Source organism: Chitinophaga sp. H8 (assembly GCF_040567655.1).
GTDB classification, from domain to species: Bacteria; Bacteroidota; Bacteroidia; order Chitinophagales; family Chitinophagaceae; genus Chitinophaga; species Chitinophaga defluvii.
The window spans coordinates 1231837-1256673 of sequence record NZ_JBEXAC010000002.1 but is presented as its reverse complement, the minus strand read 5'-3'; the positions used below and the strand labels follow the sequence as shown (position 1 = coordinate 1256673).

Below are 24837 nucleotides of genomic sequence, written 5' to 3'. Positions count from 1 at the left end.
AGCGATGCTTAAAACCTGATCTCAAACCGGGTATTGCCGGGCGCCACTGTTTTCAGGGAGAAGTACAGCTGGTGGTTGAGGAGGATTTCACGCACCAGGGTAAGGCCAATACCTTGTCCGTCTCTTTTGCTGCTGAAAAAAGGAGAGAAGATGTATTCATTATGTTCGTCCGGGATGCCCTTCCCATTATCCGTAATTACCAGCTGACGGGTACGCGGATCAGTGATAAAGGTGACTGTTCCCGTATCTTCAATCGCTTCAATTGCATTTTTCACAATATTGATACAAGCCTGTTCCATTTGCTGTTCGTCTATCAGTACGGGGAATGAAACGTCAGGCATTTCAAATTTAAACTGTACCTGCTTTTCTGTTGCTTTCATCTGCATCAACCGGGTTACATTATGGATCAGCTGATGCAGGTTTACCGGCTTTCTGTCTGGCACAGGCAACTTCACCAGGTCGGCAAAGTTGCGCATAAACATATTGAGGTTCTGATTTCTGGCCACCGCTACTTCCAGGGCTTCCTTTAATACCTGCTGCCGGCCATCCGCCCAAAGCGCTCCGGCACCCAGCGTAGAATGTATAATAGAGTTGACCGGCCCGATCGTATTATTCACCTCGTGTGCCATCATACGGATCACTTTCCCGTATACATTCTTCTCTGCCGCGAGGATGGCAGTGGTCAGTTCTTCTATCATGATAAAATGCCGGGGAAATCCCCGGTCAATAAAATGGGATTTCTGCAGTTTATAAGTAGCCATCCCCGTAAGAGATACTGTACCCGACTTACCGGACTCCAATAATGCTATCTGCTGTAAAACAGGATGCGACAGCTCATGTACCCGCCGCCCCTGCAGCGCATGCGCCGTCATTCCCAGCAATGCCAGCGCAGCAGGGTTTACCTGTTGTATATGATCATTAAAATCGAGGATGATAATACCGGTAGGAGAGGTATGTATCAGTTTTTCCAGGAAAAAATGCTGCTGCTCCTGTTTTACCCGCTCTTCTCTCAGCTGATCTATCATGTTGTTGTACACCTCTATCAGCTGGTCCATTTCGTACTTGCCGGTGGGCAGGAACTTCACATTAAAATCCCGGTCTTTGATCGCTTCCACACCTTGCGTAAGCATTTGCAATGGCTGGATGAGTTGCTGGTACAAGCGCCAGGAAATCCATACTGATATCAGGATAAATACTTCTGCTACGAGGAACAACAGTTTGTTTTCCTTAAAAATAACAAACGTAAGCCCCAGGGTAACCAGGTGCAGGATAATTACAAAGAGGATATATTTAGTCCGAAGTTTCATCGTATGGAATATTGTATTTATCCAGCCGCCGGTATAAGGCACTGCGGGTGATTCCCAGTGAAACTGCTGCTTTTGCAATTTTGTTATGATGAAACATCATGGCCTTTCTGATCATACCCACTTCCAGTTCTTCCAGGGTGATAGTGCCTACACCGGGCAACTGGATATTACCGGTTTTTACCGGCGACAGCTCCAGTTGTGACCGGAAAGCAGCTGTATCCAGCTGGTCAGTTTTACTAACCAGTATAGCCCGTTCCACCAGATTTTTCAACTGGCGGATATTACCAGGCAATGGCAGTTGCTGCAGCCATTTCATGGCATCGGATGTAACGTTGAGGGCCGGACGGCTATACATTTCCCGGAGGTTATGGATAAACCCGTTTACCAGTAGTGGGATATCTTTAGGACGTTCCCGCAATGCCGGCAGCCGGATTGTGATCAGATTAATGCGGTACAACAGGTCTTCGCGGAAAGTACCCAACGCCACCATTTCATGCAGGTTTTTATTAGTAGCACATACTACGCGGGTATCTACCACTTTGGTACGGCTGCTGCCCAGCACTTCGTAGGTCCTGTCCTGCAGCACCCGTAATAGCTTTACCTGGCTGCTGCTGTCCAGGTCGCCTATTTCATCCAGAAAGATGGTACCCTTGTGCGCCATTTCAAAACGGCCGGTACGGTCGTACCGGGCATCAGTAAAAGCACCTCTTACATGACCAAACATTTCACTTTCAAATAAGGAAGTGGAGATCCCGCCGAGGTTTACCTTGATGAAAGGTTTATTGCGGCGGGTACTATTCTGATGGATGGCCTCTGCAATCAGTTCCTTTCCTGTACCACTTTCCCCCATGATAAGAATGGAAGCATCTGTAGCGGCCACACGCCCGATCGTTTCCAGAATGTCCATCATTTTAGGATCTTCTCCTATGATGTGCTGAAAATTATACAAGCCATCCAGTTGCTTACGGGTATGATGTGTGGTTTTATGCTGTAACTGCAGCAGGGTCTTTACTGATTGCAGGATATTATCATTATTCCAGGGTTTGCTGATAAAATCATTAGCCCCGAGCTTCATGCCCTGCACTGCCAGGGCGATACTTCCCCATCCGGTAATCAGGATTACGGGCAGGGCAGCCTGCTGCTGCCTGATCTGTTTTAATAAAGTCATGCCTTCCTTACCGGAAGTATCGATAGAGAAATTAAGGTCCAGCAATACCAGTGCAGGCGGATTGGCCCGGATACTGAGCAGCGCCTCTTCCGGCGTGCTTACACCCGCCGCTTCGTATCCCGCCTGCTGCAACAGCAGCAATAAAGAAGTTCTTACCGCAATGTCATCATCAATAATCAGTATCATACCTGAAGTAAAAGTAAGGTTATTTATTCTTCGTGTAATGCCACTGCCGGATAAATATTAGCCGCCTGCCGGCCCGGATAAAAGGCACAGATGATGACTAACAGGTAGATAAAAATAACGGATAAGGCAATGCCTTTAAAGTACACATTGGCCGGCAGGTCAAAAACATTCAGCAAGGGAAACTGGATTGCAAAAAATACACCAACCAGCACTGCCAGTGTAGATAATACCAGTGCTTCACTTACCATTTGCAGAGATATAGCCGGACCAGTGGCTCCCAGCGCCCTCCGCAGTCCTATTTCACTTTTCCTTTTGCTGATATTATACCATAGCACCCCAAACAGGCCCAATGCCACATTGATGAGCAGAAAACAGGCAATGATGAGCATCACCAGCAGCGGCACCAGTGTCAGATTATTCCTGGCTATCCGCTTATCTGTGAGATGTTCTATTTCCACATTACTATCTTTCAGGCTGCCGGCAAATACTTTGGCAAAACGGCTTTCAAAGGTAGCATTGTTGGCATCCGGGCGAACTTTGACCATCATCCGGTGCAGCCAGTTGTAAGAAGTGCTGTCCGGCCTTCTGTAGATCCCCATTTCAGGGGCGGCATAGTCGCCTTTCTCCTTCAATGTCTTTACCACCCCTATCACCCTTAACTGTTCCTGTTCATTCCCTATTATTTTTCCAATAGCATTCTCCTGTCCAAAATATCTTTCATTCATGGTAGTATTGATGATCACCGGCATTATTTTACTACCGGCATCTGCTTTTGAGAACCAGCGGCCTGCCTGCATAGTTACGCCCATGACTTTATCGAAATCATCATCCGTGAAATATTGGTTTATCAGCAGGTTTATCTTTCCGTACCGGATATTAGCACTGGAGTTACTCATGGAAAAAGGGCTGTTACTCGACATAATACTTACTGCTTCTACTTCCGGCATGGCAGTAAGCGTATTCCGTAATGTTTCATAAATCATCACCAGGGAGTCTTTATTATTTACCCCCTGGGGCTTTTCATATGTCACGGCCCAAACATTCTTATACTCAAAGTTCATAGGTGCTTTATAATGCTGATAATAATTTACCAGTAAAGTAAAAACAGCAAACATGACCAGGAATGATGCCAGCATTTCAATGATCAGCAGGAAATTATGTTTCTTTTTGTTCCAGATAAGTTTGAATAAATGCGTCAACATATCATGCGGTTTTAATTTTATCAATACAATGGATGCTAAGCTTTGAGGGCAGTTACAATCTGCATTCTCGACATCCTCCAGGCAGGATATACCCCCGAAAGCAGCCCAAACAGGATACAGACCAGCAGGCTGATAAACAATACAGATAAATTGATGGTGAGATAGGCATTCGGGATCAATTGATAACTATTAATTACCTGCAGGATAATCCAGGACAATCCCACTCCTATCACTCCTCCCAGGAAAGTAAGGATAAGGTTTTCTACAATGAATTGTATGGTGAGTGTACCGGAAGATGCGCCAAAAGCCTTGCGTACCCCTATTTCCGAAGAACGTTCCATAATCCTGCTGATATTGATATTAACAAGATTAAGTGTGGGCAATAACATAAAGGTGAAAACAAATAAACTCATGATCAGCACAAATTTTCCTACCCCGTTGTTCGATTCATCCCCAAAGATGATACGTGTAAAAACTTCCAGGTAACTATCTGTATTCCCATTTATCTTGTCAAAATTTTCTCCTTTCAAGGGTATTTTTCTGATCAGCTGGTTAAATTCTTCTTTTATCGCAGGCAGGTCTGCCGCTGACCTGGCCAGCAGGATAGCCGTGTATTTACCTCCAAATGACCTGTCCTCCAGATCCCGTTGTGAAAGGGTGTAAGGAACATATATATCACTGTATACAAATGGTAATGTAACAGGCACATTTTTCACTACACCTATTACCCGGTATTGCTCGTTATTGGTTTCCAGGTATTTTCCTACCACATGAGGGACCTCTCCGAAATAATTCCGTTTAGTCTCTTCCGATATTACCGCCACTCTTTCTCCATTGTTGAGTTGCTGTTGGGTATAAGGTTTCCCTTCCAGGAAAGTATAATCCAATACATTCCAGAAATCTGCGTTGGTATATTTCAGATCGATGGTCAGTTTTTTATTATTGATATAGGTATTGGTAGGACCGAACATGGAAGAGAAGGCTATATCAACAGGTGTTTTCATTTTACAGACATAGGTATTCAGAAAATGGAGGCTGACAGGGCCTGAATTCATATATCCATTTTTACTTCCCCGTAATGTCATATTAACAATATACAGTGACCGGTCTCTTTTAGTGTCAGGGTATCTGGCACTGGTAGTATGGTCCCAGAAGGCCGTTATTACGATCAGGATCGTAAGGGTGAAGCTGATACCAAACAAGCTGATGAAAGTAAAGAACTTCCGTCTTTTCAATACTGCAATCGCTATTTTGAAATAGTTCTTAAGCATAGCATTTAAATTAAACAGGGAATATTACTGTACCTGAGCACCATCAAAAAGACGTACCAGGCGGTGGGTTTGTTTAGCCATATGCTCATCATGCGTAACCATGATGATGGTAGTACCTTCTGTGCGGTTGAGCTGCATCAGGATTTCCATGATCTCATTGCCCATGGCGCTGTCCAGGTTGCCCGTAGGTTCATCCGCCAGGATAATTTCCGGCTTGCCCACGATAGCCCTGGCAATGGCGACCCGTTGTTTCTGACCACCGGAGAGCTGGGTAGGAAAATGTTTCATACGGTTGCTCAGTCCTACTTTTTCCAGCGCCTCACCCGCCAGTTTTTTCCGTTCTCCTGCAGATGCTTTCCGGTATAATAAGGGCAGCTCTACATTATCCAACACCTTAAGATCATTGATCAGGTGATAACTTTGAAAGATGAAGCCGATCTTCCTGTTCCTGAAGTGTGCCATTTCCTTGTCGGACAAATGATTGGTAGCACTATCCGCAATACGTATATCTCCTTTGGTAGGTATATCCAGCAGTCCCATAATATTGAGCAGGGTACTCTTCCCACAGCCAGACGGACCCATGATGGAAAGAAATTCCCCTTTGGCAATATCCAGGCTGATACTGTTCAGCGCCAGTGTTTCCACCGTGTCTGTGCGGTATACTTTTTCTATGTTTTGCAAACGTATCATATGGTTGTTTTAAAATGGATTATCGATAAGTGATCTTTTGGTTGTGTTCAAAATCGTATAATGATAAATAGCGTAGCTGATAATATGCCCCCCAGAAATCGCGCAATGCTGCTACATAATCTCTTTTGGCCTGGTCTTTTTCCTGGAAGGCAATACTCAGATCGGTGATACTTAAATTACCCAGTACATACCTGTCCTGCGCAATCTGGTATTTTTCTGAAGCAATACTATCTGCCACTGCACTCAGGCTTACCTGGTCTTTCATCATATCAAACAGGGTTACCTGTGTAATAACTTCCTGCGAGAAGTTTTGTTTATCCTGTTCCACTGCATATTCGGCAAACTGCAGGTTTGCTTCTGCTGTTTTGACTCTCGATTTAGATCGTCCCCAGTCCAATATAGGAATACTGAACTCCAGTTTCAAGAGTTGCTGATTTTGCGGCGATTCATATACTTTAGGGATGCTGGGTGCACTTTTGGAGAAACCCAGGTTGGCCGTTAGTGCAGCATTCAGCCCATTCTTTCCCCTTGCCTGTGCCACATCTCTTTTAGCTTCCAGTACCTTCCGGACAAAAGCAATTGCGTTGGTATTATTCTGATAGGCCTGTTCCAGCACCTTGTCGGCCGTTACCTCCATCTCAATGCTGGCTGGCGGGAGGGTTAATGCTATCTTATCAGCGTGCTGCAGTCCGGTAAAAGCGCGCAGGTTGAGCGTAGCGATTTCCATATCGCGTTTGGCAGTGCCCACCGACTTCTGCGCTTTTAGTTTTTCCAGCTGCAACTGCAGTATTTCATTCCTGGCAATTTTTCCCAGGGCAAACTTCTCTGCTGCGATCTGCTGTATCTGGTTAGTATTGTTAAGATTAGCAGTAGCAATCTGCAGGTTTACCTGTGCCAGGAGCAGGTCAAAGAAATAACCGCTTACCTTGATAGCAATCTGCTCCATAGCAGCAATATATTCCTGTTTGCTTTCATTATACTTCAATGGTTCAATTTTCCTGTCCCATTTCAGGCTGTTGAATTGAAACAAGGGCTGGCTATATCCAATCGTGTAAGGTACCCCGTTATAGATCGTATTCTTTCTGTCAAAGTCATCAAAACGTTGTAGCTGAGTGGCACCATATACATATCCTCCCGTTTGCGCAATGCTTTGGCTGAAAGAAAGGTCGAGAGAAGAATTGTTATTGTGCACCGGTTCAAAGGCAATAGTACCATTGGGTTGCTGTACCTGCTGATAGGTTTTACTATACCCTGGCAGCACCCCATTCAGAGCCAGCTGTGGCTGATAGTTAGAGCGGTAGGTACGCCATTCCCAATACCGGGTGGTTTTAACCGTAGCAGCCTGTTTAGAGGCAATAGACCGCGCTTTGGCCATTTCCACTACCTGTGGCAGGGATAAGGTCATGGTATCACCTGTAGCCTGGCTATGCACCATCCCCGTTGCCAGTACTGATATCAGCAGTAAAAAGATCCTGTTTTTCATACCAGCCGGGTTAGTTGTTAATCGTTATTTCTTTGGCGTGTTTATAGGCGCTCATATCACTTATGATCACCACATCGCCCGGATTAATCTGGTCTTTTAATTCCACATAGTCGAAGTTGCTCATTCCTATCTGTACAGTTCTGCGGATAGCTTTATTATCTTTCACTACAAAAACGTCTTGTACAGGGGTGCCTTTAAATCCATTACCATTTGCCACCCGGACCACATTATTACGGGCAGCAGTAACCAGGAATACTTCCACTTTCATATTTGGCCGCAACAGCTTATGTGATTGTTCATTGAGTTTGATATCAAAGGTGGCGATGCCATTCTGTACGGCAGGATAGATATTGGTAATGGTGCCACGGAGGCTGGTTTCATTGATACGTATAATAGCGGGCATCCCATTGTGCAGCTGGTCCATATAAGTATCCGAAATGCTACCTGTTACTTTATAGCTCCCCAGGTCTGCAATACGTGCCAGCGCATCACCTTCGCGGATGGTAGCGCCAATATTCTTATTTACCCAGGTTACTACTCCTTCCCGGCTGGACACCACGCTGGCCTGCTGCAGTTTCCTTTCCAGGGCATGTAGTTCGTTGGCCTGTATAGCTGCCGTAATCTCGGATTCCCGCATTTCCACCTGCATGGATTGCTGCTTGCTTTTAAGCTGGTTTTCCAATTGTTTCTTTTCCAGCTGTGCCACTTTCAATTCCAGTTCTGCTTTTTCTATATCCTCCCTGGTACCTCCACCAGCTTTGAATAATCGTTTTGCGTTTTCCACATCTGCCAGCAAACTGTTGATACGCAACTGCTTTACCTCATTGCTGGATTGCAGGTCAAAATAACTTTTATCCAGCTCCAGCCTGAGCTTCTTAATATCGTTATGTTTTGATTCCAGCTGAAATTTTCCTCTGTCGTACTCCGTTTGTGTAGCCGCTTTATCCAGTTTCAGGATAGATTGTCCGGCAGTTACTTTACTGCCGGCATCCATCACCACCTGCTGAATAGCAGCGTTAATAGGACTGGTGATCACCTCTTCAAATTCAGGCAATACTTCTCCGGAGGCGTTAATCGTATTTTCCACGTCACCTTTCTCTGCCACTGCAGTGATGATATTAGCCCGTTTTAAGGCAGGGGACAGCACATAACGCATGGTATAGATAGCAGCAACCAGCAAGAGCATCACCAGCACTAAAATGCCCAGTAGCTTTCTTCTTTTCTGTGATACCATTGCCGCTGGTAATTCCTTGTCCATGTTTTCATTTTAGACCAGGAATGTTCCAATAGCAATGCCAAACACAATTACCTGCCTATCAAGAATTTACAGGAAAACAGCTTTCTGTTTTTGTTCGGTTCCGGACAAAATTTCCGGAAATGGGATGAGGTATGAGCTGCTAGCTTAAATGCAGCGAATGATGGATAGCGGAGAAGAATGTTGCTTTTTCGCTGCAATTTGCTCATGGCTCAAAGCTTTTATTTGAAGGCTGGATACTCTCAGGCAAAGCCCTGGCAAAAGGCAGGATAAGGGCACTAACGTTATGTTAAGTAGGATAATTTACCACACAGCGATTAAGGTCTGTATCTTACAAACTGCTGCTACATATGTGAGAAAATTTAACGAAATTAGTTTTTAATAGTGCAAGATACCTGATCTTGATACCAGGCATAATATTTTTTAGCCCACAATATGAATGTTTTTTAACCCTATTTTTCTACATGATGGCAGAGCACCAAAACATTGAGTACAAACAAAGTTGGCATGACGATTACCTGAAATGGATAGTTGGTTTTGCCAATAGTCAAGGTGGTACTATTTATATTGGAAAAGACGACAATGGTAAAGTTGTAGGTATTTCCGATTATAAAAAACTGATGGAAGATTTACCTAATAAAATCCGTGATATTTTAGGCATTATAGTGGAAGTGAATCTTCATGAAAGGAGAGGATTATACTACCTTGAAGTAATTACCCCACCTTATGTTGTTCCTATTTCATTAAGGGGCATTTATTATACCCGTAGTGGCAGCACTAAACAAGAATTAAAAGGTAATGCTTTAGTAGAATTTTTGCTACAAAAAACGGGTAAAAGCTGGGATGATGTGGTTGAGTCTTCTGCGACTATTAATGATATTGATCCTCATGCAGTTGACCTCTACCTTAAAGCGGTCGAAAAAAGCGGACGCTTACGTAATCTGGAAGGGCTTACAATAGCTGAATTATTAGAAAAACTACGGCTTACCAAAGAAGGAAAAATAAAACGTGCCGCTATTATTCTGTTTGGAAAAGATCCTGGACGCTTCTATCCTAATATGGTACTAAAAATGGGGCGCTTTGGTACTTCTCATGATGATCTGAAATTTCAGGAAACAACTGAAGGATGCTTAATACATATTTTACATGAGGTTGAGGATATACTGAATAAGAAATTTTTCATAAAGGCCGTAAATTTCGAAGGTTTATTACGCATTGAGAAAGGGGAGTACCCCGTGGCGGCCTTACGGGAAATGTTGTTAAATGCACTGGTTCACCGAAACTATACAGGTGGTGCCATTCAAATCAGAATGTATGACAACCGTTTTAGTAGCTGGAACGAGGGATTATTACCTCAAGGTTTATCACTCGATGCACTTAAACGGCAGCATCCTTCCCGTCCACGGAATCCTTTAATTGCAGACGCATGTTTTAAAGGCGGCTATATTGATGCGTGGGGGCGTGGCACGCTTAAGATTTTACAATCCTGTAAAGAAGCAGGGTTACCTGAGCCTGAAATTATCGAGCAGGATGGCGGCATTCAAGTAACACTTTTCAAAAATCATTATAATGAACCAGGCCTAAAAAAAATGGGATTGAATGAACGTCAGGTGAAAGCTGTTCTTTATGTAATGCAAAATGAAAAGGTCACCAATAAGAAGTACCAGGAGCTATTTAATGTTTCGAGGAATACGGCAAGTGCTGACCTAAGGGAATTAACCCAATTAAACATCTTAAAGTCAAGTGGTGCTAAAGGCGTAGGAGCTTTCTATATAATTGGGTAAGCATTGCACAATAATTGCACACATTGCACAATAATTGCACATTTATTGCACCCTGATAATGCTATAATCAACTTTCCTCTAAATATCAGATAAGGTTTTAGATCATTACTTCTTACGTATTCTACTCAATACATAACAAAACTCCCAATATTTTCCCTTCAATAGTCAAAGAACAGGAAAACATTGGGAGTACTTGCTGCTATTTTCTAATACCCTTCGTTCTGGATTAATACTCCATTGGCAATATCCACTTCCTGTTGCGGGATGGGTAATCTGCCACGTTTAGATACATCCCAGTCCATGGTGAAGCGGCTTTGATCGCCATCATAGTCCGGACCTCTTTTACTGGAAGCATCTATCTGCTGTTTAGCATATGGTAGTCCATAGCGCAGCAAATCCCAGTAGCGGATACCTTCACCTGCCAGTTCTACACGGCGTTCGTGACGGATGCTTTCGGTAGTAGCAGTAGCCACCGGCATCTTCACACGATCTCTTACTTCTTTCAGGTAACCATTCGCTTTGCCCTGGTCATCGCCCAGCCAGAGTTCAGCCGCCATAAGCAGTACATCTGAATAACGGATGGAGCGGTAGTTATTACCCCAGTTAGCATCACTATTGGCACCAGCTTTATATTCCTGGTGAGTGCTGTACTTTTTATTGAAATAACCGGTATACTGCCAGCTTTTAGCAATAGAAGAGAAGGCGCTGCCATACAGGATCGTTTCATCCCTGCGGGGATCGTCCACTTCAAATTCTTCATACAGCGACTGGGTAATAGTGCCATAGCTCCAGCCAGCTGTAAATACCGGATCATTAATCCCTCTTGGAGCAAACATGTGCACACTGAAGTTACCCTGGCCAGCACGCTGATCATTTACATTGCTCACGGTAATCAACCCACTGAAATCAATTTCAAATACCGACTCGGTATTAAATTCATAGGCTTTTCTCCAGATGTCAGCAAAGTTGTCTACCAGTTTAAAGCCACCGTTATTGATCACATCTTCCAGGTAAGCACGGGCTATTGTTTTATTGATCACCTTTTCACCTGCCTGCAGATCGCGGTTGTATACACCCTTGTTAAACAGGTATACCCTGGCCATCAAAGCTTTGGCACCCCAATGGGTAACATGTCCCCCGGTTTGACGCTGGCTTTTCTTAGGCAAGTCTGCCATTGCATCTTCCAGGTCTTTAGCGATCTGATTGAATACCGCTTCCGGTTTTGCCTGTGGCTGGTTGTACTGGCTAGCATCTACCAATGGTGCTGTAACCAACGGTACGTTTTCATACCAGCGTACCAGCTCAAAGTAAAAATAGGCCCGTAAAAACTTAGCTTCCGCAGTAGTGATCTTTTTGAATTCGTCTGATGCACTTACACTGTTAATTTTATCCAGGTATACATTCGCACGTGCAATACCGGCGTAATAGATAGACCATAACCCACGATAGGTCTGGTCACCAATGGTTACGATACGGAACTGGTCCAATGCTTTGATACCTACCCCATCACTCTGACTACCACCACCGGAATAGGCATCATCAGAAGCAGCTTCACTCCAGCAATGGCTGGGGTGAAAACCCATCCACTGGCCCCATTGCAACACATGATATACACCGGCCAATGCCTGATTAGCTTCCTTTTCATTACGGAAAAAGTTGCTCTCAACAATCTGCGATGGTGGATCCAGCTCAAGGAAAGACTTGCTACACCCGGCCGTAACCAGTAATAGCGATACACATACGTGTTTTATATAGCGATATCTCTTGTTCATACTTTAAACGTTTACTGTGACCAATGATTATAAGTTAACATTTACACCTACCCGGAAAGCTCTTGCCTGCGGATATACCCCGTGGTCTATCCCTAAATTGAGCGCATCACGTGCACCAATTTCAGGATCAAAACCAGTGTATTTGGTAAAGGTGAAAGGATTATCTGCCGCTACATATACGCGCAGGTTATTCAGCTTTGCTTTCTTTACCAGTGCTTCCGGAAACGTATAACCGATCTGGATATTCTTGATACGCACATAGCTGGCATTCTCTATATATACATCAGATACATTGTTGTGGTTGCCATTGTTATCCGCAAACGTAAAGCGGGGGAACTTAGCATCAGAACCTTCTTCTGTCCACCTGTCGAGGAACTGGCGTGGCATATTAGCCATTTTGATATCGTAGCGGTATAGTCCGTTCAGCAACTGATGACCAAACATTCCCACAGCAAACATGCTGAAGTCAAATTGTTTGTACGTCACATTCAGGTTGATACCAGCGGTTACATCCGGGTTAGGATCACCAATGATGGTTTTATCGTTATTATCCAGTTTACCATCCCCATTCAGGTCTACAAATTTCAGGTCACCAGGTACAGCCTTAGGCTGTATCTTTTTACCGTCTTTGGTATACTCATCTATTTCCTGCTGATTCTGGAAGATACCATCTGTTTTGTATCCCCATAAGTAACCGATAGGATTACCGATCTGCATTCTGGTTACCGCACCGGCACCGATATATCCGGCACCAGCTACTGCCTTGGCAGCATTGTTAATATCTATTACGTTGTTCTTATTGTAAGCGCCATTCACCGTTACATTAAAGCTCAGGTCATTATTTACCTGGTTCTTATAGGTAATACCTAATTCTACTCCTTTATTAGAAACAGATCCACCATTTACATAAGGGGAAGGGTTACCTACGATAGCCATAATAGGAGGGTTGAACAACAGGCCGATTGTCTTTTTGTTATAATAATCTGCTGTAAATGCGAGTTTTCCTTTCCACAGTTCCACGTCTACCCCGAAGTTTGTTTGTTCGGAAGTTTCCCATTTCAGGTTAGGGTTAGGTACTGCCCCGGAGGCTACTCCGTTTAAATAGTATTCTTCACCGGTAGGCTGGATAAACGTATATCCGTTGCCCAGCACCATGCCTGCAGCCCAGGGGAAGGAGTTATCACCGATATTTTCGTTACCATTCTGCCCCCAGGAGCCACGCAGCTTCAGGAAAGTCACGGTATTGGACTCAAAGAAACCTTCTCTGGATACTACCCAGCCTGCAGATACAGAAGGGAAAGTAGCGAAGGGGTTATTACGGCCAAAGCGGGAAGATCCATCGCGGCGTAATGTTCCGGACAGCAGGTATTTGCCGTCATAATCATAGGCGATCCTGCCAAAATAAGACAGCAGTGATCTTACATCTGCACCACCATTTACCTTATTCAGGGTTTCGTTGGTAGCCAGGTCAATATAAGCCATATTAGGATCGCTGGTGATCAGGTCAGGACGGGAACCACCCAGGTTCTCGAAAGAAGACTTCAAAGCGGTATGTCCTAATAAGGCCTGTACATTATGTTTGTCGAAAGTGCGGTTGTAAGACAATACATTTTCCACCTGCCAGGTATAGCGGCGGGAAAAACCTTTTCCTACCAGGCTGATATCTGTTTTGGTAGCACTGTTCAGGTAGTGCCCTGGAGTAAAGCTGCTACTGCTGTAATTGTTTACTTCAATACCCAGCGATGAACGGAATTTTAATCCCTTCCAGATATCTACTTCGCCATAGGCATTACCCAATATTTTATCGTTTTTGTTCTTGCTGTTGGCAAGTGCCATTGCTGCCAGCGGGTTGGTAGGACCATCCGTGATGATAGAAGAAATACCATATATCTGGTTACCATTTCTTACCGCATTAGCAGGGTACAGCACCGGGTTATTTAATTTATCAGGATCGGTTTCATATACCGGTGTAAGCGGGTCCAGGTTGATACTGTTATTCAGTACGCCACCATAGTCGGCATTACTGTTGATCCCCCTGCTGGAAGTGTTCATGTAACTTAAACTTACGCCTATACGTAAGAAATCCTTTACTTTCTGGTCCCCGTTCAGGCGGATGGTATAACGTTCAAACTGTGATCTGTCGCCACCCACGATACCCTGTTGTCCAAAATAAGAGAAGGATGTAAAGTAGGTGGAGTTTTCATTACCACCGCTTACTGCAACATTATGACTGGTGATAGGCGCATTTTTCTGAAAAGTAGCATCCTGCCAGTTGGTGCCTTTGCCATACTGTGACGGGTTGGTAAAAGGTTCGGCCTGATTGGCATTTCTCGCACCTTCATTCATCATCTCTGCATATTCCGTACCATTCAATACGGGTACTTTGCGCCAGGCATTCTGTATACCATAATATCCATCGTAGCTGATTCTTGCAGGGCCTTTTTTACCGCTTTTAGTAGTGATCAATACCACACCGTTAGCACCTCTGGCACCATAAATAGCCGCAGAAGCCGCATCTTTCAGTACATCCATCCGTTCAATATCATTCGGATTGAGATATTCAATATCATTCACCGGAAATCCATCTACGATGTATAACGGGTCCGGGTTTTTATTGGTACCAGTACCACGGATACGGATCATCGGCTTTTCACCTGGCTGTCCGGAAGGGCTCAATACGAGTACGCCAGGCGCGCTACCCTGTAAAGCCTGTTCTACCCGCAGGATCGATTGTTTACCAATAAATTCACTTCCTACTGTAGCAATAGAGGTAGACACATTACTTTTCTTTTGTGTACCATAACCAATCACCACCAGCTGGTTCAGTTCTGTAGCAGATTCTTTCAGTCTGATCAGGAGGGATACTTTTTCACCTGCTGCCAGGCGGTAATCTTTCAATTGGTGTTTATTATACCCAATAGAGGTAAAGGAAATAGTGTAAGGACCACCTGCCGGAATATCAGTGATCAGGAAAACGCCCTGACCGTCTGTTACCTGTCCTTTACGAAAAGTAGAATCTGCATTAATAATACCCACCGTTACCCCCGGTAAGGTTTCGCCCTTCTCATTTTTCACTACACCAGTAATCGTTCCTCCGGTGTTTTGTGCATTGGCCGTTAGCGACAGTAGCCATAAGGCGGCAAAAAGCCAGCTACAGCGACTCAGCAGCTGTTTTGAAAATCTAATCATAACGTTTGTTTTGCGACAAAGCATTGCCATGCTATTCACCTTTGCATGAATAACTGTTGTCCGTTGGTGCCTGTAAAAATTGGATTACTTACTTATATGATAGCCGGTTTCATCCTGCATAACCGCTAACTGATTTAATGTTGCAATGGTTTCGATGATATCATTTACTTCGCCCGGGCCGGAAAGTGCTCCACTAAAGAAACAACCTTTCAGGTCCGCAGCGTTGGCTGTAATAGTGATCCCGTATTCTTTCCGCAGCACACTGAATACCTCTTCTACCGGACATTTCACAAATTCTATATGCCCATCTGTAATATGTACTGTAGTGCCGGCCACTGTTGCTTTTACAACAGGCAGCTTTGGTTTTTGTCCATATACATATACGTTCATATCCTGCTGTTCCTCATTCCAGGCCAGCTCCTGACCCGGCCGCAGATAGGTACTCCGCTGCCCGTTTGTTTTTACCACTACCTTTCCGCTCATCAGCCGCACCTTTACCTGATGTGTATGCTTCCAGGCACTCACCATAAACACTGTACCCAAAGCGGTAGTACTTACCTGCCCGCTGTATACCGTAAAGGGCAATGCAGCCCGCTTTACAACATCAAATACTGCTTCCCCCTGTAAATGCAGGGCACGATTACCTCTGTCAAAAGCAGTATCATAGCGGATCACGGTATTCCTGCGTAAAGTAGCCCGGGAGCCATCCGGCAATAATACTACGCTATCCGCCTGCTGGAACACGCCTACCTCATTAAACGCAGGGCGCTGCTGAATTACAGGCACCTGCGCCACTGGTAATGCAGCAGGCGGTACTTCCCTTTCATAAGTATACCAGCCTAATGCAAGAGCCCCAGCTATAGCTGCAGCAGCCACACTTGTCCATATAATGCCCTTTCTTATTTTGCCTGTCTTTCGTTGAATACCTGCCAGCATACGAAGGGATTGCTCCTCCGGTATTGTCATTTCCGCTCCCCATCCCTGCTCATCCAGGAATTGCTCCAGCTCCTCCGGATGTTGCTGCAGGTGGGCAGCTATCCGCTGGTGTTCTTCCTCCTGGCAATTACCTGCCAGATAACGTGCTATCTGTTCTTTTAAAATGGGCATATGTTATAGTTATACGTACAGGAATCAAAACACCCTTGCTCCGGTGAAAATATTTTATAAATAGTTGGAAAAGAAGGGTACGGCAGGAAAAAGAGGGAGTGAACGGCCCTCTCAAAGCGATCAGTACAGCAATAGCAGGAACACCTGCATCAGTCCTCCCAGACGGTGACGCAGGAATTTCAGGGCTTTAGACATATGCCCCTCCACTGTTTTTGGGGAAATAGAAAGCTGTCGCGCTATTTCAGGGTAGGAGAGTCCCTGTATTTTACCCAGGCGGAATACCTCCCGGCATACAGGCGGCAGGCGGTCGATGGCTGAAGAAATATGCTGCATCAGCGCTATATCTCTCACTCCTGGCTGTACTACCGGTTCTTCCGGAATAGTGGCGCTCATATCTACATACCGGATACGCCGGCTGCTACGCCGGTGATAATCGATAAAAACAGTTTTAGCTACCTGGAACAACTGGGTGGTAAAAGGGATATACTCATTTAAGTGCTGGCGGCTGGCCCATAGTTTTACAAATACTTCCTGTACCAGCTCCTCACATTGCGCTGCATCCCGCACATAACGCCACATAAAGGAATATACCCGGGCATGGTACTCCCAGTATACTTCCTCGAATGCGGCCTTATTTCCAGACTGTAATTGTAAAATGTCAGGCATTCCCCCTAGCTTGATCAAATGGCAAATTAATAAAAATGCCCGGTTTAAAAATGTGTATCCAAACTTGGTAACATTTTATTAAAAAGCAGACAGCACCCTTTCTACATTAAAATCCGCTGATACCCTGTGCAGACGTACAGGATATCTTTATAGCTACTTTTTACATGGATGGAACCGCCTTTTAAGATAATTGTATTATTTTATCGCCCTTATGAGATGGATTTATAATATTTTGACGATGTTGGTCTGGTGTGTTTCGGGATCAGCTTTGCAGGCACAAACATTATTCGACGCTTTTAAGCCACATTTTACACTTCCCAGGAATTACATATGTTATCAAACAACAGATAGCTTAACCATAGATGGAAAATTAACGGAAAAAGCCTGGCAACTGGCTCAATGGAGTGAGGACTTTGTGGATATTGAAGGAGATCTGCAGCCCCGGCCCACGCATGCCACCCGCGTAAAAATGCTATGGAATACACAATACCTCTACATTGCCGCTGAACTGGAAGAACCGCATGTATGGGCCACCCTCCATCAGCATGATACCATTATTTTCCAGGATAATGACTTTGAAGTATTTCTTGATCCTGACGGAGATGCCCATGAATATTTTGAAATAGAGATCAATGCACATAATACCGTAATGGACCTGTTTATGCCCAAACCCTACCGGGATGGGGGCAGGGCATTGCTCACCTGGGATACCAAAGGGCTCCGCACGGCAGTGCATGTAACGGGTACACTGAACCAACCTAACGACAAAGATCAGCGATGGACGGTAGAAATGGCGATCCCTATTCATGCCGTTCGCTTTTTTAACGGCCCTGGTATACCACAAAACAACAGCATCTGGCGCATCAATTTTTCACGGGTACAATGGGATACCGATATCAAAAACGGCACGTACGTAAAGCGCCGGCATGCAAACGGGCGGCCATTACCAGAGCACAACTGGGTATGGTCTCCCCAGGGCACTATCAATATGCATGCACCTGAAAGATGGGGCTACCTGCAGTTTTCCACACAGCCTCCGGGGAGCGCACCAGCAGCGTTTCAACTACCGGAATCTGCCACGGCAAAAAACTACTTATGGCTGATCTATTACAAACAACGGGAGTACCGGCAAAAAAACAAACACTATGCTACCACACTTGCCGCACTGGGTATTCCGGAAAAAGTGACCGCTGAAAATGGAAAGGTATATTCCCTTGAGCTGGAAAGTATTTCTACACAATTCAAAGCAGCTGTTAACGGAGGATCCTTAAAAAACATATGGCAAATAAACCAGGAAGGCAAGGTATTTCCCGGCAAACCATCACTATAAAATAACCTTATGAATAAACGCAACTTTCTAAAAACATTGGGAGTAGGCAGTCTGGCGTTACTGAAACCCACCCTGCCTGCTATGGCCATGCCACCACTGCTGCCCCGGCAAACAGGAGGTAAGCACCGTGTGTGGATCAATCCTGATCCGAAAGATACCCCTGCTGCCCTGCAAAAACTTTATGCCAGCTATAAAAAAGCAGGTATTGGCGGAATCTTCTTTGAAGCCGATAGCGAAAAACATTTTCGTGCAGCCAAACAAAACGGGCTGGAAGCCCACCGCTGGATGTGGACGATGAATCGTGGTGAGAAAGAACTATTACAAAGCCACCCGGAATGGTATGCCAAAAACAGGAAAGGTGAATCCTGCGCTGATCATCCGCCCTATGTCAACTATTACCGCTGGCTTTGCCCCAGCAAACCGGAAGTACTGGAATACCTGAAAGCACAGGTGCAGCAGATCCTGGCCAAAGACTATGTAGATGGGATCCACCTTGACTATGTAAGGTATTGTGATGTGATACTGCCCGTGAATTTATGGAGCAACTATGGAATTGATCAGTCCCAGGAATTGCCACAATATGATTTCTGTTATTGTGAAACCTGCCGTAAGGACTATAAAGCGCTTAAAGGTGTAGACCCACTGGAAATAGAACATCCAGACCAAAGCCCTTCCTGGCGTAAATTCCGCTATGACCGTATTACCCATGTAGTAAATACGCTTGCCCAAGTAGCACAGCAACATCAAAAAGCAATTACCGCAGCGGTATTCCCGACCCCTGAAATTGCCAAACGGATTGTACGGCAGGACTGGACCAACTGGAACCTGAGTGCGGTATGTCCGATGATCTACCATGGCTTTTACCGGGAAAATGTAAGCTGGATAGGAGATGCAGTAGCAGAAGGCGTGAAAGGATTGCATGGCAGCTTCCCGCTATATGCAGGGCTTTATCTGCCCGACTTTCATGGCAGCGAAGCTGATCTGAAGGAAGGTATACAACTGGCATTAAAGAATGGTGCCGCAGGTGTATCCCTGTTTGGCAAGGTAACACCTGAAGTATTGAATATCTTAGCCAGCAGCTAACGGCTGTTGGCATTATCTTCTCCAAAGGGCAATTGCGGTAACAGGTGATTGCCCTTTTCTGCTGTTACTGCCGGGGCCGGAACAGGTAACATAAAATAGAACCGGACACCACCCGCCTGCTCATTTTTTATTAATAAATAACTGCCCATCCTCCGCAGGAACTCTTTACATAGCTGTAAACCTAAACCTGTACTATGCTCGCTCTCAGCATCCGTTTCCACCTTATTACTATGTAGTATCTGGTCTATCTTTTCCTGCGATAGCTGCGTGCCTGAATTGCGGAGGTATAACAGGTACATTCCATTCACTACATAGCACCCCATTTCCATTACTCCTCCCTGAGGAGTGAATTTAATCGCATTGTCTATCAGGTTACGGTATACTACAGATAAGTAATTGGGGTCTGAATAAACTACTATTTCTTCATCACATGCCATCCTGATGTCAATCTTTTTCACGGTAGCCAGGTACTTGTACATGTCCATCTGTGCTTCAAAAAACTGGCGCAACGGTACTATTTCCGGTCTGAACACCGCATTGGTAATTTGCCCCGAAGCCCATCTTAGCAAGTTGGTAAGATTATTCAGCAAGCCCGCTGTATCTTCTTTTATTACCGGTAGTAATTCACTGAACTCTTCCTTCGACATCACCTTGCTCTCCACCATACTGATCATATTGTACAGATTACCTACCGGGCTTCTCACATCGTGGGTAACCATACTGAACAGCTTATCTTTGATGGCATTGCTGGCCCTTAATTCAGTCAGGGTATCATTCAATTCTCCGGTACGTAACGCCACTGTTTTTTCAAGCGTTGCTTTTTGCTCACTCACCAGTATCAGGTTTTTCTCTATCGCTTTTTGTTTTTCATCTTTCAGTTGCCGGATCCGGTCGGCCAGTGCAAACGACAGGAAGAACAACTCTACCGTAGAACCATATGGAATCGCCACAAAGGTGGTATCCGTCATCGGGAAAATATCCTGGAAACATAAAATGGTATAAGCCAGGGATATCAGGACTACGCTCCATGCCGGAATATAAAACCTGGCAGGCCAGAAGCCCTTCCGGTAGATAACCACGCTCATATAAAGCAACAACAGCGGAAAAATAATGCCGATCATCTGTACCAGCTGCACGGCGATAGCCCTAAGACCTATCATACTACAAATGGCACCTACCCCACAGAGGGCCAATACCACATAAATCACAGGCATCATCCTGGGCATATATCGGTGAGCCACCAAAAAGGAAAGTGCAAAACAAATAGCAAAAATGTAACCTGTTAAGGCGAAAGCATGTGCAAATCTTACTATAAAATACCTTACTGTATCCCCTAACAGGTGGCTATAGCCCATAAGGTATAGTATTACATATATCCCCAAGAACAATACATACCCTCCGTAAAAAAAGTAGGTGATATCTTTTAAGATAAAATAGATTGTAATGGTAAACAGGAGCAAGGCGATAATAATGCCGATGTAGATCGCCTCCATTGTGTATTTTTTGACCAGCTCTTCACTCAGCTGGCTGGCCTCCATCAGCTTCACCGGTACCACCAGGATATTACCGGAACGTGCGCGGATATATACCGTCTGGATAGTATCTGGTATAACCGGCAATGCAAAAACATAGCTGGTAGTATTAAAAGTTTTGGTAGCATCTGGTCTGGCATTTCCGGAAACAATACGATGAAATTTATCTGCTGCAAGCTGTGCATATATTTCCAGGCTATCTATGTTGGGCTGGTCTATCACCAATTCTACATGCTGCTGCTGCTCTGCCCGGTATTGCAATTTTATCCAATAGGCGCTTTTAGAAATACCCCAATTGTATACCTCCTGTTTGCCCTGAGCAAAATCCTGGTCATACTTTCCCCCCGCGATATCCCTGATCGTAAGTGCGGTAGTTTTATCTTCCAGATAAACGGTAGACTTACCAATATTTACATAGGGGGATTTATTGATATCAATAATTGTCTGTGCAAACAGGGAAGTTGTTGTACTGAGGAGAAATATCAACAATATGGCTCTGAGCATCATTAAAAAAGGGTAAAAGTGCGACAGAAAAAACTTTTTTTACTTATATTGCAATAACCCAAATGGTTAATCGTTACTATCCTGTGACCCAAGGTGTTATTTATTTGTTAATCATTATAATACCTTCCGGGAGCTTATCATTAGTGGAACGTCTGATAACTATAGACTAATACCCAGTTTTACCCGGCACTGCAAGGTACGAAACCATACACATATAGTAAAATAACTCATTTATCGTAATACTTTACGACAATAATTTAAATAATTCTTGCAACTTTTGTTGTGCCAATACAGAGTCATTATGTCAAAATGCTAACAAACAAGAACCAGGTTGTACTAAAAGCACTTGGAGAAAAACTACATCAGCAACGGAAAGCAAAAAAACTATCCTTACGTCAATTGGCCAGCATTGCAGATGTTGACTATAGCCAGATAGATAAGATTGAAAAGGGAAGATTAAACATTACAATTATTACGCTTATATCCATTGCAGATGCTTTAGAGATGTCTCCAGGAGAATTACTGGATTATAATCCGGAAGAAAGGCCATAACCTATTATTAACGAACCGTATCACCGAAATGGAAATGATGGAAACCGAAGCCACACCTATTGCTACAAGTGGGAAACAGCACCGTATCTGTCCTAAATGTAAAAAGGGAAGCTTAACAGAAAGAGTACGCCGGCCAATTTTAGTTAAAATATTATTAGGTTGGTTACCGCTGAAAAGATACCGATGCTATCAATGTTATAAAAAAACATATGTGCTGGGGTAAGAAGAAAACCTGCTATCACAGTTGTTAATTTCCTTTTTGCGTAAATATATTTTCCGAATGGAGTATAGGCCTTCTATGCTTGAGGATACTTTTGTGCCGCAGCAATCCGCTGTTCATTGCAAAACTATCATATATGAAATACAGGCTTACACTCATTATCGCGCTGTTGGTATTTGCTATCTCCAATACCTTTGCGCATGCTTTCTGGATGGAAACCAGCCCTTCCGGAAAAAAAGGACAGGCACAGGAAGTACGCATCTATTTCGGCGAATATGCTGATAAAGACATCACCCCGGTGGCCGACTGGTTTTCTGACACCAAAAACTTTACCCTGGTGCTGGTAACGCCGGACAAAAAGGAAGTAAAACTGACCGTTACGCCTGCCAAAGATCATTACAAAGCCTATTTTACACCTGATCAGGAAGGTGTTTATACAGTGGTCATGCAGCATACCGTGAAGGATGTATACCACGGTAAATTACTGGATTACAACTCCAGCGCTACTGTACAGGTAGGTAATGCCAGCACTGGCAACGATCCTGCACATAACACCAACACTATTGGTATTCATACACCCGCCCAAAGTGCTTATCAAAAGAACAAGGCCATCACGCTCCAGACCTTACTGGACCAGCAACCAGCCGGATCAAAAGAAGTGGAAGTGGTAGCACCCAATGGGTGGGGCAGGAAATTATATACTGATTCTACCGGCAAAGCCAGCTTTACCCCTATCTGGCCAGGCAGATATATGGTGGAAGTGACTAATACCGACAAGAAAGCGGGAGAGCTTCATGGAAAAAAATATGAGGCCATCTGGAAATGCGCCACCTACTGTGTGGAAGTAAAGTAATATCCTCCCTATATAAAAGATAATCCCTGCTGAAGCGTTATTCGGCAGGGATTATCTTTGAATCCTATAGAGACAACAAAATGATATCGCCTGAGATATCCCCCTTTTCATTATCGGGCCAGTACTTACCTGATACGCAATGATTATTACAGAACATTACATAAGGTTACGCGATAGGGAAACCCATTGATCTAAAGCAGCATATCATTGAGAATAAAACCGGCTTTAACGGACAGATCCGGCTACTATTCCTTCCGTCTTCCATGTTTTCAATAACCCCGCAGCTAGTTTATCATAGACTTTTTCTGCTGCCAGATTAATTGAAAGATCCACATTAGCCGTCCAGTAAGGGTTAGCATAATCCGCATCATCAAATAAACTAAAGGTGGAAGTTTGATAGGAGACATCTATAGCCCGGCCAGTTGTTTGTACTGATTGGAGTTCATTAGTCCTGAAATCGGTGCTTGCATGGTTATAAACCGGTATCATCACTGCATTGGCAACACTAAGAGGGGTAATAACAAAAACGGCATCATGCGGATATTTTCCTGCTGCAATCTTTACATTTTCTGGTGTACAGAACTCTGCATTACCCAGGTGCTCATAAGCAGTAGTCACTCCAATTTTTCTGAAGCTTTTATCCAACGCATATTTGAGGTCCTGCGCTACCTTTCTGTTGGCCATAGAACCAGCAGATACAATTAATAATTGTTTGAATTGATGGTTGGCAGTGTTGGCCTTTGTAACATGATACCGGTATGTATCTTTCCTTGGAGCACAGCTGAATAATACAGTGGTCATCAGGACAACAAGAGATAATCTATTCATAGCAAGGTAAAAAGGTGTAAATATATATTATGGAAATGAGGAAAAGAATAGGAGTGTGTACCTGATGAACAGTTTACCTGTACATATTAGTTTCCCGGCAAATAGGCAGCCACCACATCTGTTCCGGTGGCTGATAATACCTGGTATGTAACTACTAGTGCCTGATTACTTTAAACGCTCCGTTTTTTATCCGGATCAATTTTCATTCATCTCATCAGAAAATATATACAAGTAAAAACAATCACTGTTTTTAAGGAGTCTTTTTTTTCATGAAAAATGAAGATATTTATGGATTAGTAATCCAAAGACAACAATCCTTAGGTAGTAAATCTTGAAAAGATGATGTAAATAATTAGCAATCTATGGTTACAAATTTCTAATATTTAAATTAACGGTTTATCATCAGGTGATTGCCCTATTCAATTATGGAAAAAGATCCTCTTTTTAATTTCAGACAACCTCTCGTAACAGCTGGAGGTATTATATTAGGGTTTGTTTTAAACTTCGCAACCTCTTTAGTCAAACGTAATAATAGAAGTGATATTCTTGCTTTACTTATTTTAGTGTTCACACTTATTGGAATTTCTCTTTTAATTATTTCTTTATATCGTATACTCAACCGTGAATACGATAGGGATAATGCAAAAAAATATTACAGAAAAACACTAAACTATTTTTTGACAGGAGTTATTCTTTCTTTTGTTGGAGGTGTTTTAAAAATGTTGCACACTTTTTTGTCTTAAGAGAAGGGGATGCCAGTGAGGTGGAACGATATTTTAGGGGGCAGGTGTAAATTTCGTGCTATTGTTTGAAAGGAGTTTATTATTTTCTGTTGTTCTTTCGGTAGGTTCTTAA

At 43.9% G+C, this 24837-nt stretch carries 19 protein-coding genes; 6 read left to right on the top strand and 13 right to left on the bottom strand.

The features are described 5' to 3' along the window. Positions 1–8: 8 nt before the first annotated feature. The 7 genes from ABR189_RS19040 to ABR189_RS19010 are packed head-to-tail and all read right to left on the bottom strand — an operon-like array spanning position 9 to position 8565. On the bottom strand, positions 9–1307 hold the full coding sequence (locus ABR189_RS19040) for a sensor histidine kinase (RefSeq protein WP_354662057.1): 1299 nt from the start codon (positions 1305–1307) through the stop codon (positions 9–11). Continuing rightward, positions 1291–2661: a sigma-54-dependent transcriptional regulator gene (locus tag ABR189_RS19035; RefSeq protein WP_354662056.1), complete on the bottom strand. Its 1371-nt coding sequence runs from the start codon at positions 2659–2661 to the stop codon at positions 1291–1293. Before ABR189_RS19035 ends, ABR189_RS19040 begins: the two co-directional genes overlap by 17 nt. Positions 2662–2684: 23 nt before the next feature. Next, positions 2685–3863, bottom strand: coding sequence for an ABC transporter permease (locus ABR189_RS19030; protein WP_354662055.1), 1179 nt, complete (start codon positions 3861–3863; stop codon positions 2685–2687). A 35-nt stretch (positions 3864–3898) separates the two neighbouring features. Then, a complete protein-coding gene (locus ABR189_RS19025; RefSeq protein WP_354662054.1) occupies positions 3899–5134 on the bottom strand; it encodes an ABC transporter permease in 1236 nt (411 codons plus the stop codon). 24 nt (positions 5135–5158) lie between these two features. Then, positions 5159–5824, bottom strand: a complete 666-nt coding sequence (locus ABR189_RS19020; RefSeq protein ID WP_354662053.1) for an ABC transporter ATP-binding protein — start codon at positions 5822–5824, stop codon at positions 5159–5161. A 19-nt stretch (positions 5825–5843) separates the two neighbouring features. Next, positions 5844–7307 carry a TolC family protein gene (locus ABR189_RS19015; RefSeq protein ID WP_354662052.1) on the bottom strand — a complete coding sequence of 488 codons (1464 nt, stop codon included), beginning with the start codon at positions 7305–7307 and terminating at the stop codon, positions 5844–5846. 10 nt (positions 7308–7317) lie between these two features. Next, positions 7318–8565, bottom strand: a complete 1248-nt coding sequence (locus ABR189_RS19010; RefSeq protein WP_354662051.1) for an efflux RND transporter periplasmic adaptor subunit — start codon at positions 8563–8565, stop codon at positions 7318–7320. 461 nt (positions 8566–9026) lie between these two features. On the opposite strand from ABR189_RS19010, the gene ABR189_RS19005 reads away from it, so the two are divergent. Then, the gene (locus ABR189_RS19005) at positions 9027–10346 is read left to right on the top strand and encodes an ATP-binding protein (RefSeq protein WP_354662049.1); all 1320 of its coding nucleotides are present in this window, start codon (positions 9027–9029) and stop codon (positions 10344–10346) included. A 206-nt stretch (positions 10347–10552) separates the two neighbouring features. Here the strand turns inward: ABR189_RS19005 and ABR189_RS19000 are convergent, their stop codons facing one another. The 4 genes from ABR189_RS19000 to ABR189_RS18985 all read right to left on the bottom strand — a co-directional run bounded on the left by ABR189_RS19000 (position 10553) and on the right by ABR189_RS18985 (position 17080). Continuing rightward, positions 10553–12118: a RagB/SusD family nutrient uptake outer membrane protein gene (locus tag ABR189_RS19000; RefSeq protein ID WP_354662048.1), complete on the bottom strand. Its 1566-nt coding sequence runs from the start codon at positions 12116–12118 to the stop codon at positions 10553–10555. A 27-nt stretch (positions 12119–12145) separates the two neighbouring features. Continuing rightward, positions 12146–15307 (bottom strand): SusC/RagA family TonB-linked outer membrane protein, encoded by a 3162-nt coding sequence (locus ABR189_RS18995; RefSeq protein ID WP_354662047.1) that lies wholly within the window; start codon positions 15305–15307, stop codon positions 12146–12148. Positions 15308–15391: 84 nt separating this feature from the next. Beyond that, a complete protein-coding gene (locus ABR189_RS18990) occupies positions 15392–16414 on the bottom strand; it encodes a FecR family protein (protein ID WP_354662046.1) in 1023 nt (340 codons plus the stop codon). A gap of 120 nt (positions 16415–16534) precedes the next feature. Beyond that, entirely contained in the window at positions 16535–17080 is a 546-nt protein-coding gene (locus tag ABR189_RS18985) for an RNA polymerase sigma factor (protein WP_354662045.1), read from the bottom strand. 238 nt (positions 17081–17318) lie between these two features. Between ABR189_RS18985 and ABR189_RS18980 the strand changes: the two genes are divergently transcribed. Together ABR189_RS18980 and ABR189_RS18975 are read left to right on the top strand one after the other, a co-directional pair. Next, the gene (locus ABR189_RS18980; RefSeq protein ID WP_354662044.1) at positions 17319–18410 is read left to right on the top strand and encodes a carbohydrate-binding family 9-like protein; all 1092 of its coding nucleotides are present in this window, start codon (positions 17319–17321) and stop codon (positions 18408–18410) included. Positions 18411–18419: 9 nt separating this feature from the next. Beyond that, positions 18420–19493: a family 10 glycosylhydrolase gene (locus tag ABR189_RS18975; protein WP_354662043.1), complete on the top strand. Its 1074-nt coding sequence runs from the start codon at positions 18420–18422 to the stop codon at positions 19491–19493. Here the strand turns inward: ABR189_RS18975 and ABR189_RS18970 are convergent. After that, positions 19490–21532 (bottom strand): sensor histidine kinase, encoded by a 2043-nt coding sequence (locus ABR189_RS18970; protein ID WP_354662042.1) that lies wholly within the window; start codon positions 21530–21532, stop codon positions 19490–19492. The two genes, ABR189_RS18975 and ABR189_RS18970, sit on opposite strands and share 4 nt — an antisense overlap. A gap of 306 nt (positions 21533–21838) precedes the next feature. On the opposite strand from ABR189_RS18970, the gene ABR189_RS18965 reads away from it, so the two are divergent. Both ABR189_RS18965 and ABR189_RS18960 read left to right on the top strand, forming a co-directional pair. Next, positions 21839–22081, top strand: coding sequence for a helix-turn-helix domain-containing protein (locus ABR189_RS18965; RefSeq protein ID WP_354662041.1), 243 nt, complete (start codon positions 21839–21841; stop codon positions 22079–22081). A 356-nt stretch (positions 22082–22437) separates the two neighbouring features. Next, positions 22438–23154: a DUF4198 domain-containing protein gene (locus ABR189_RS18960; RefSeq protein ID WP_354662040.1), complete on the top strand. Its 717-nt coding sequence runs from the start codon at positions 22438–22440 to the stop codon at positions 23152–23154. Positions 23155–23379: 225 nt separating this feature from the next. On the opposite strand, the gene ABR189_RS18955 is transcribed toward ABR189_RS18960, so the two are convergent. Further along, positions 23380–23982, bottom strand: a complete 603-nt coding sequence (locus ABR189_RS18955; protein ID WP_354662039.1) for a hypothetical protein — start codon at positions 23980–23982, stop codon at positions 23380–23382. A 425-nt stretch (positions 23983–24407) separates the two neighbouring features. On the opposite strand from ABR189_RS18955, the gene ABR189_RS18950 reads away from it, so the two are divergent. Next, a complete protein-coding gene (locus ABR189_RS18950) occupies positions 24408–24725 on the top strand; it encodes a hypothetical protein (RefSeq protein ID WP_354662037.1) in 318 nt (105 codons plus the stop codon). Positions 24726–24837 lie beyond the last annotated feature (112 nt).

Bases quoted from the DNA above. Each gene is read 5' to 3' on its own strand.
- ABR189_RS19040 (WP_354662057.1), bottom strand. From the start codon at position 1,307: ATGAAACTTCGGACTAAATATATCCTCTTTGTAATTATCCTGCACCTG.
- ABR189_RS19035 (WP_354662056.1), bottom strand. From the start codon at position 2,661: ATGATACTGATTATTGATGATGACATTGCGGTAAGAACTTCTTTATTG.
- ABR189_RS19030 (WP_354662055.1), bottom strand. From the start codon at position 3,863: ATGTTGACGCATTTATTCAAACTTATCTGGAACAAAAAGAAACATAAT.
- ABR189_RS19025 (WP_354662054.1), bottom strand. From the start codon at position 5,134: ATGCTTAAGAACTATTTCAAAATAGCGATTGCAGTATTGAAAAGACGG.
- ABR189_RS19020 (WP_354662053.1), bottom strand. From the start codon at position 5,824: ATGATACGTTTGCAAAACATAGAAAAAGTATACCGCACAGACACGGTG.
- ABR189_RS19015 (WP_354662052.1), bottom strand. From the start codon at position 7,307: ATGAAAAACAGGATCTTTTTACTGCTGATATCAGTACTGGCAACGGGG.
- ABR189_RS19010 (WP_354662051.1), bottom strand. From the start codon at position 8,565: ATGGACAAGGAATTACCAGCGGCAATGGTATCACAGAAAAGAAGAAAG.
- ABR189_RS19005 (WP_354662049.1), top strand. From the start codon at position 9,027: ATGATGGCAGAGCACCAAAACATTGAGTACAAACAAAGTTGGCATGAC.
- ABR189_RS19000 (WP_354662048.1), bottom strand. From the start codon at position 12,118: ATGAACAAGAGATATCGCTATATAAAACACGTATGTGTATCGCTATTA.
- ABR189_RS18995 (WP_354662047.1), bottom strand. From the start codon at position 15,307: ATGATTAGATTTTCAAAACAGCTGCTGAGTCGCTGTAGCTGGCTTTTT.
- ABR189_RS18990 (WP_354662046.1), bottom strand. From the start codon at position 16,414: ATGCCCATTTTAAAAGAACAGATAGCACGTTATCTGGCAGGTAATTGC.
- ABR189_RS18985 (WP_354662045.1), bottom strand. From the start codon at position 17,080: ATGCCTGACATTTTACAATTACAGTCTGGAAATAAGGCCGCATTCGAG.
- ABR189_RS18980 (WP_354662044.1), top strand. From the start codon at position 17,319: ATGTTGGTCTGGTGTGTTTCGGGATCAGCTTTGCAGGCACAAACATTA.
- ABR189_RS18975 (WP_354662043.1), top strand. From the start codon at position 18,420: ATGAATAAACGCAACTTTCTAAAAACATTGGGAGTAGGCAGTCTGGCG.
- ABR189_RS18970 (WP_354662042.1), bottom strand. From the start codon at position 21,532: ATGATGCTCAGAGCCATATTGTTGATATTTCTCCTCAGTACAACAACT.
- ABR189_RS18965 (WP_354662041.1), top strand. From the start codon at position 21,839: ATGCTAACAAACAAGAACCAGGTTGTACTAAAAGCACTTGGAGAAAAA.
- ABR189_RS18960 (WP_354662040.1), top strand. From the start codon at position 22,438: ATGAAATACAGGCTTACACTCATTATCGCGCTGTTGGTATTTGCTATC.
- ABR189_RS18955 (WP_354662039.1), bottom strand. From the start codon at position 23,982: ATGAATAGATTATCTCTTGTTGTCCTGATGACCACTGTATTATTCAGC.
- ABR189_RS18950 (WP_354662037.1), top strand. From the start codon at position 24,408: ATGGAAAAAGATCCTCTTTTTAATTTCAGACAACCTCTCGTAACAGCT.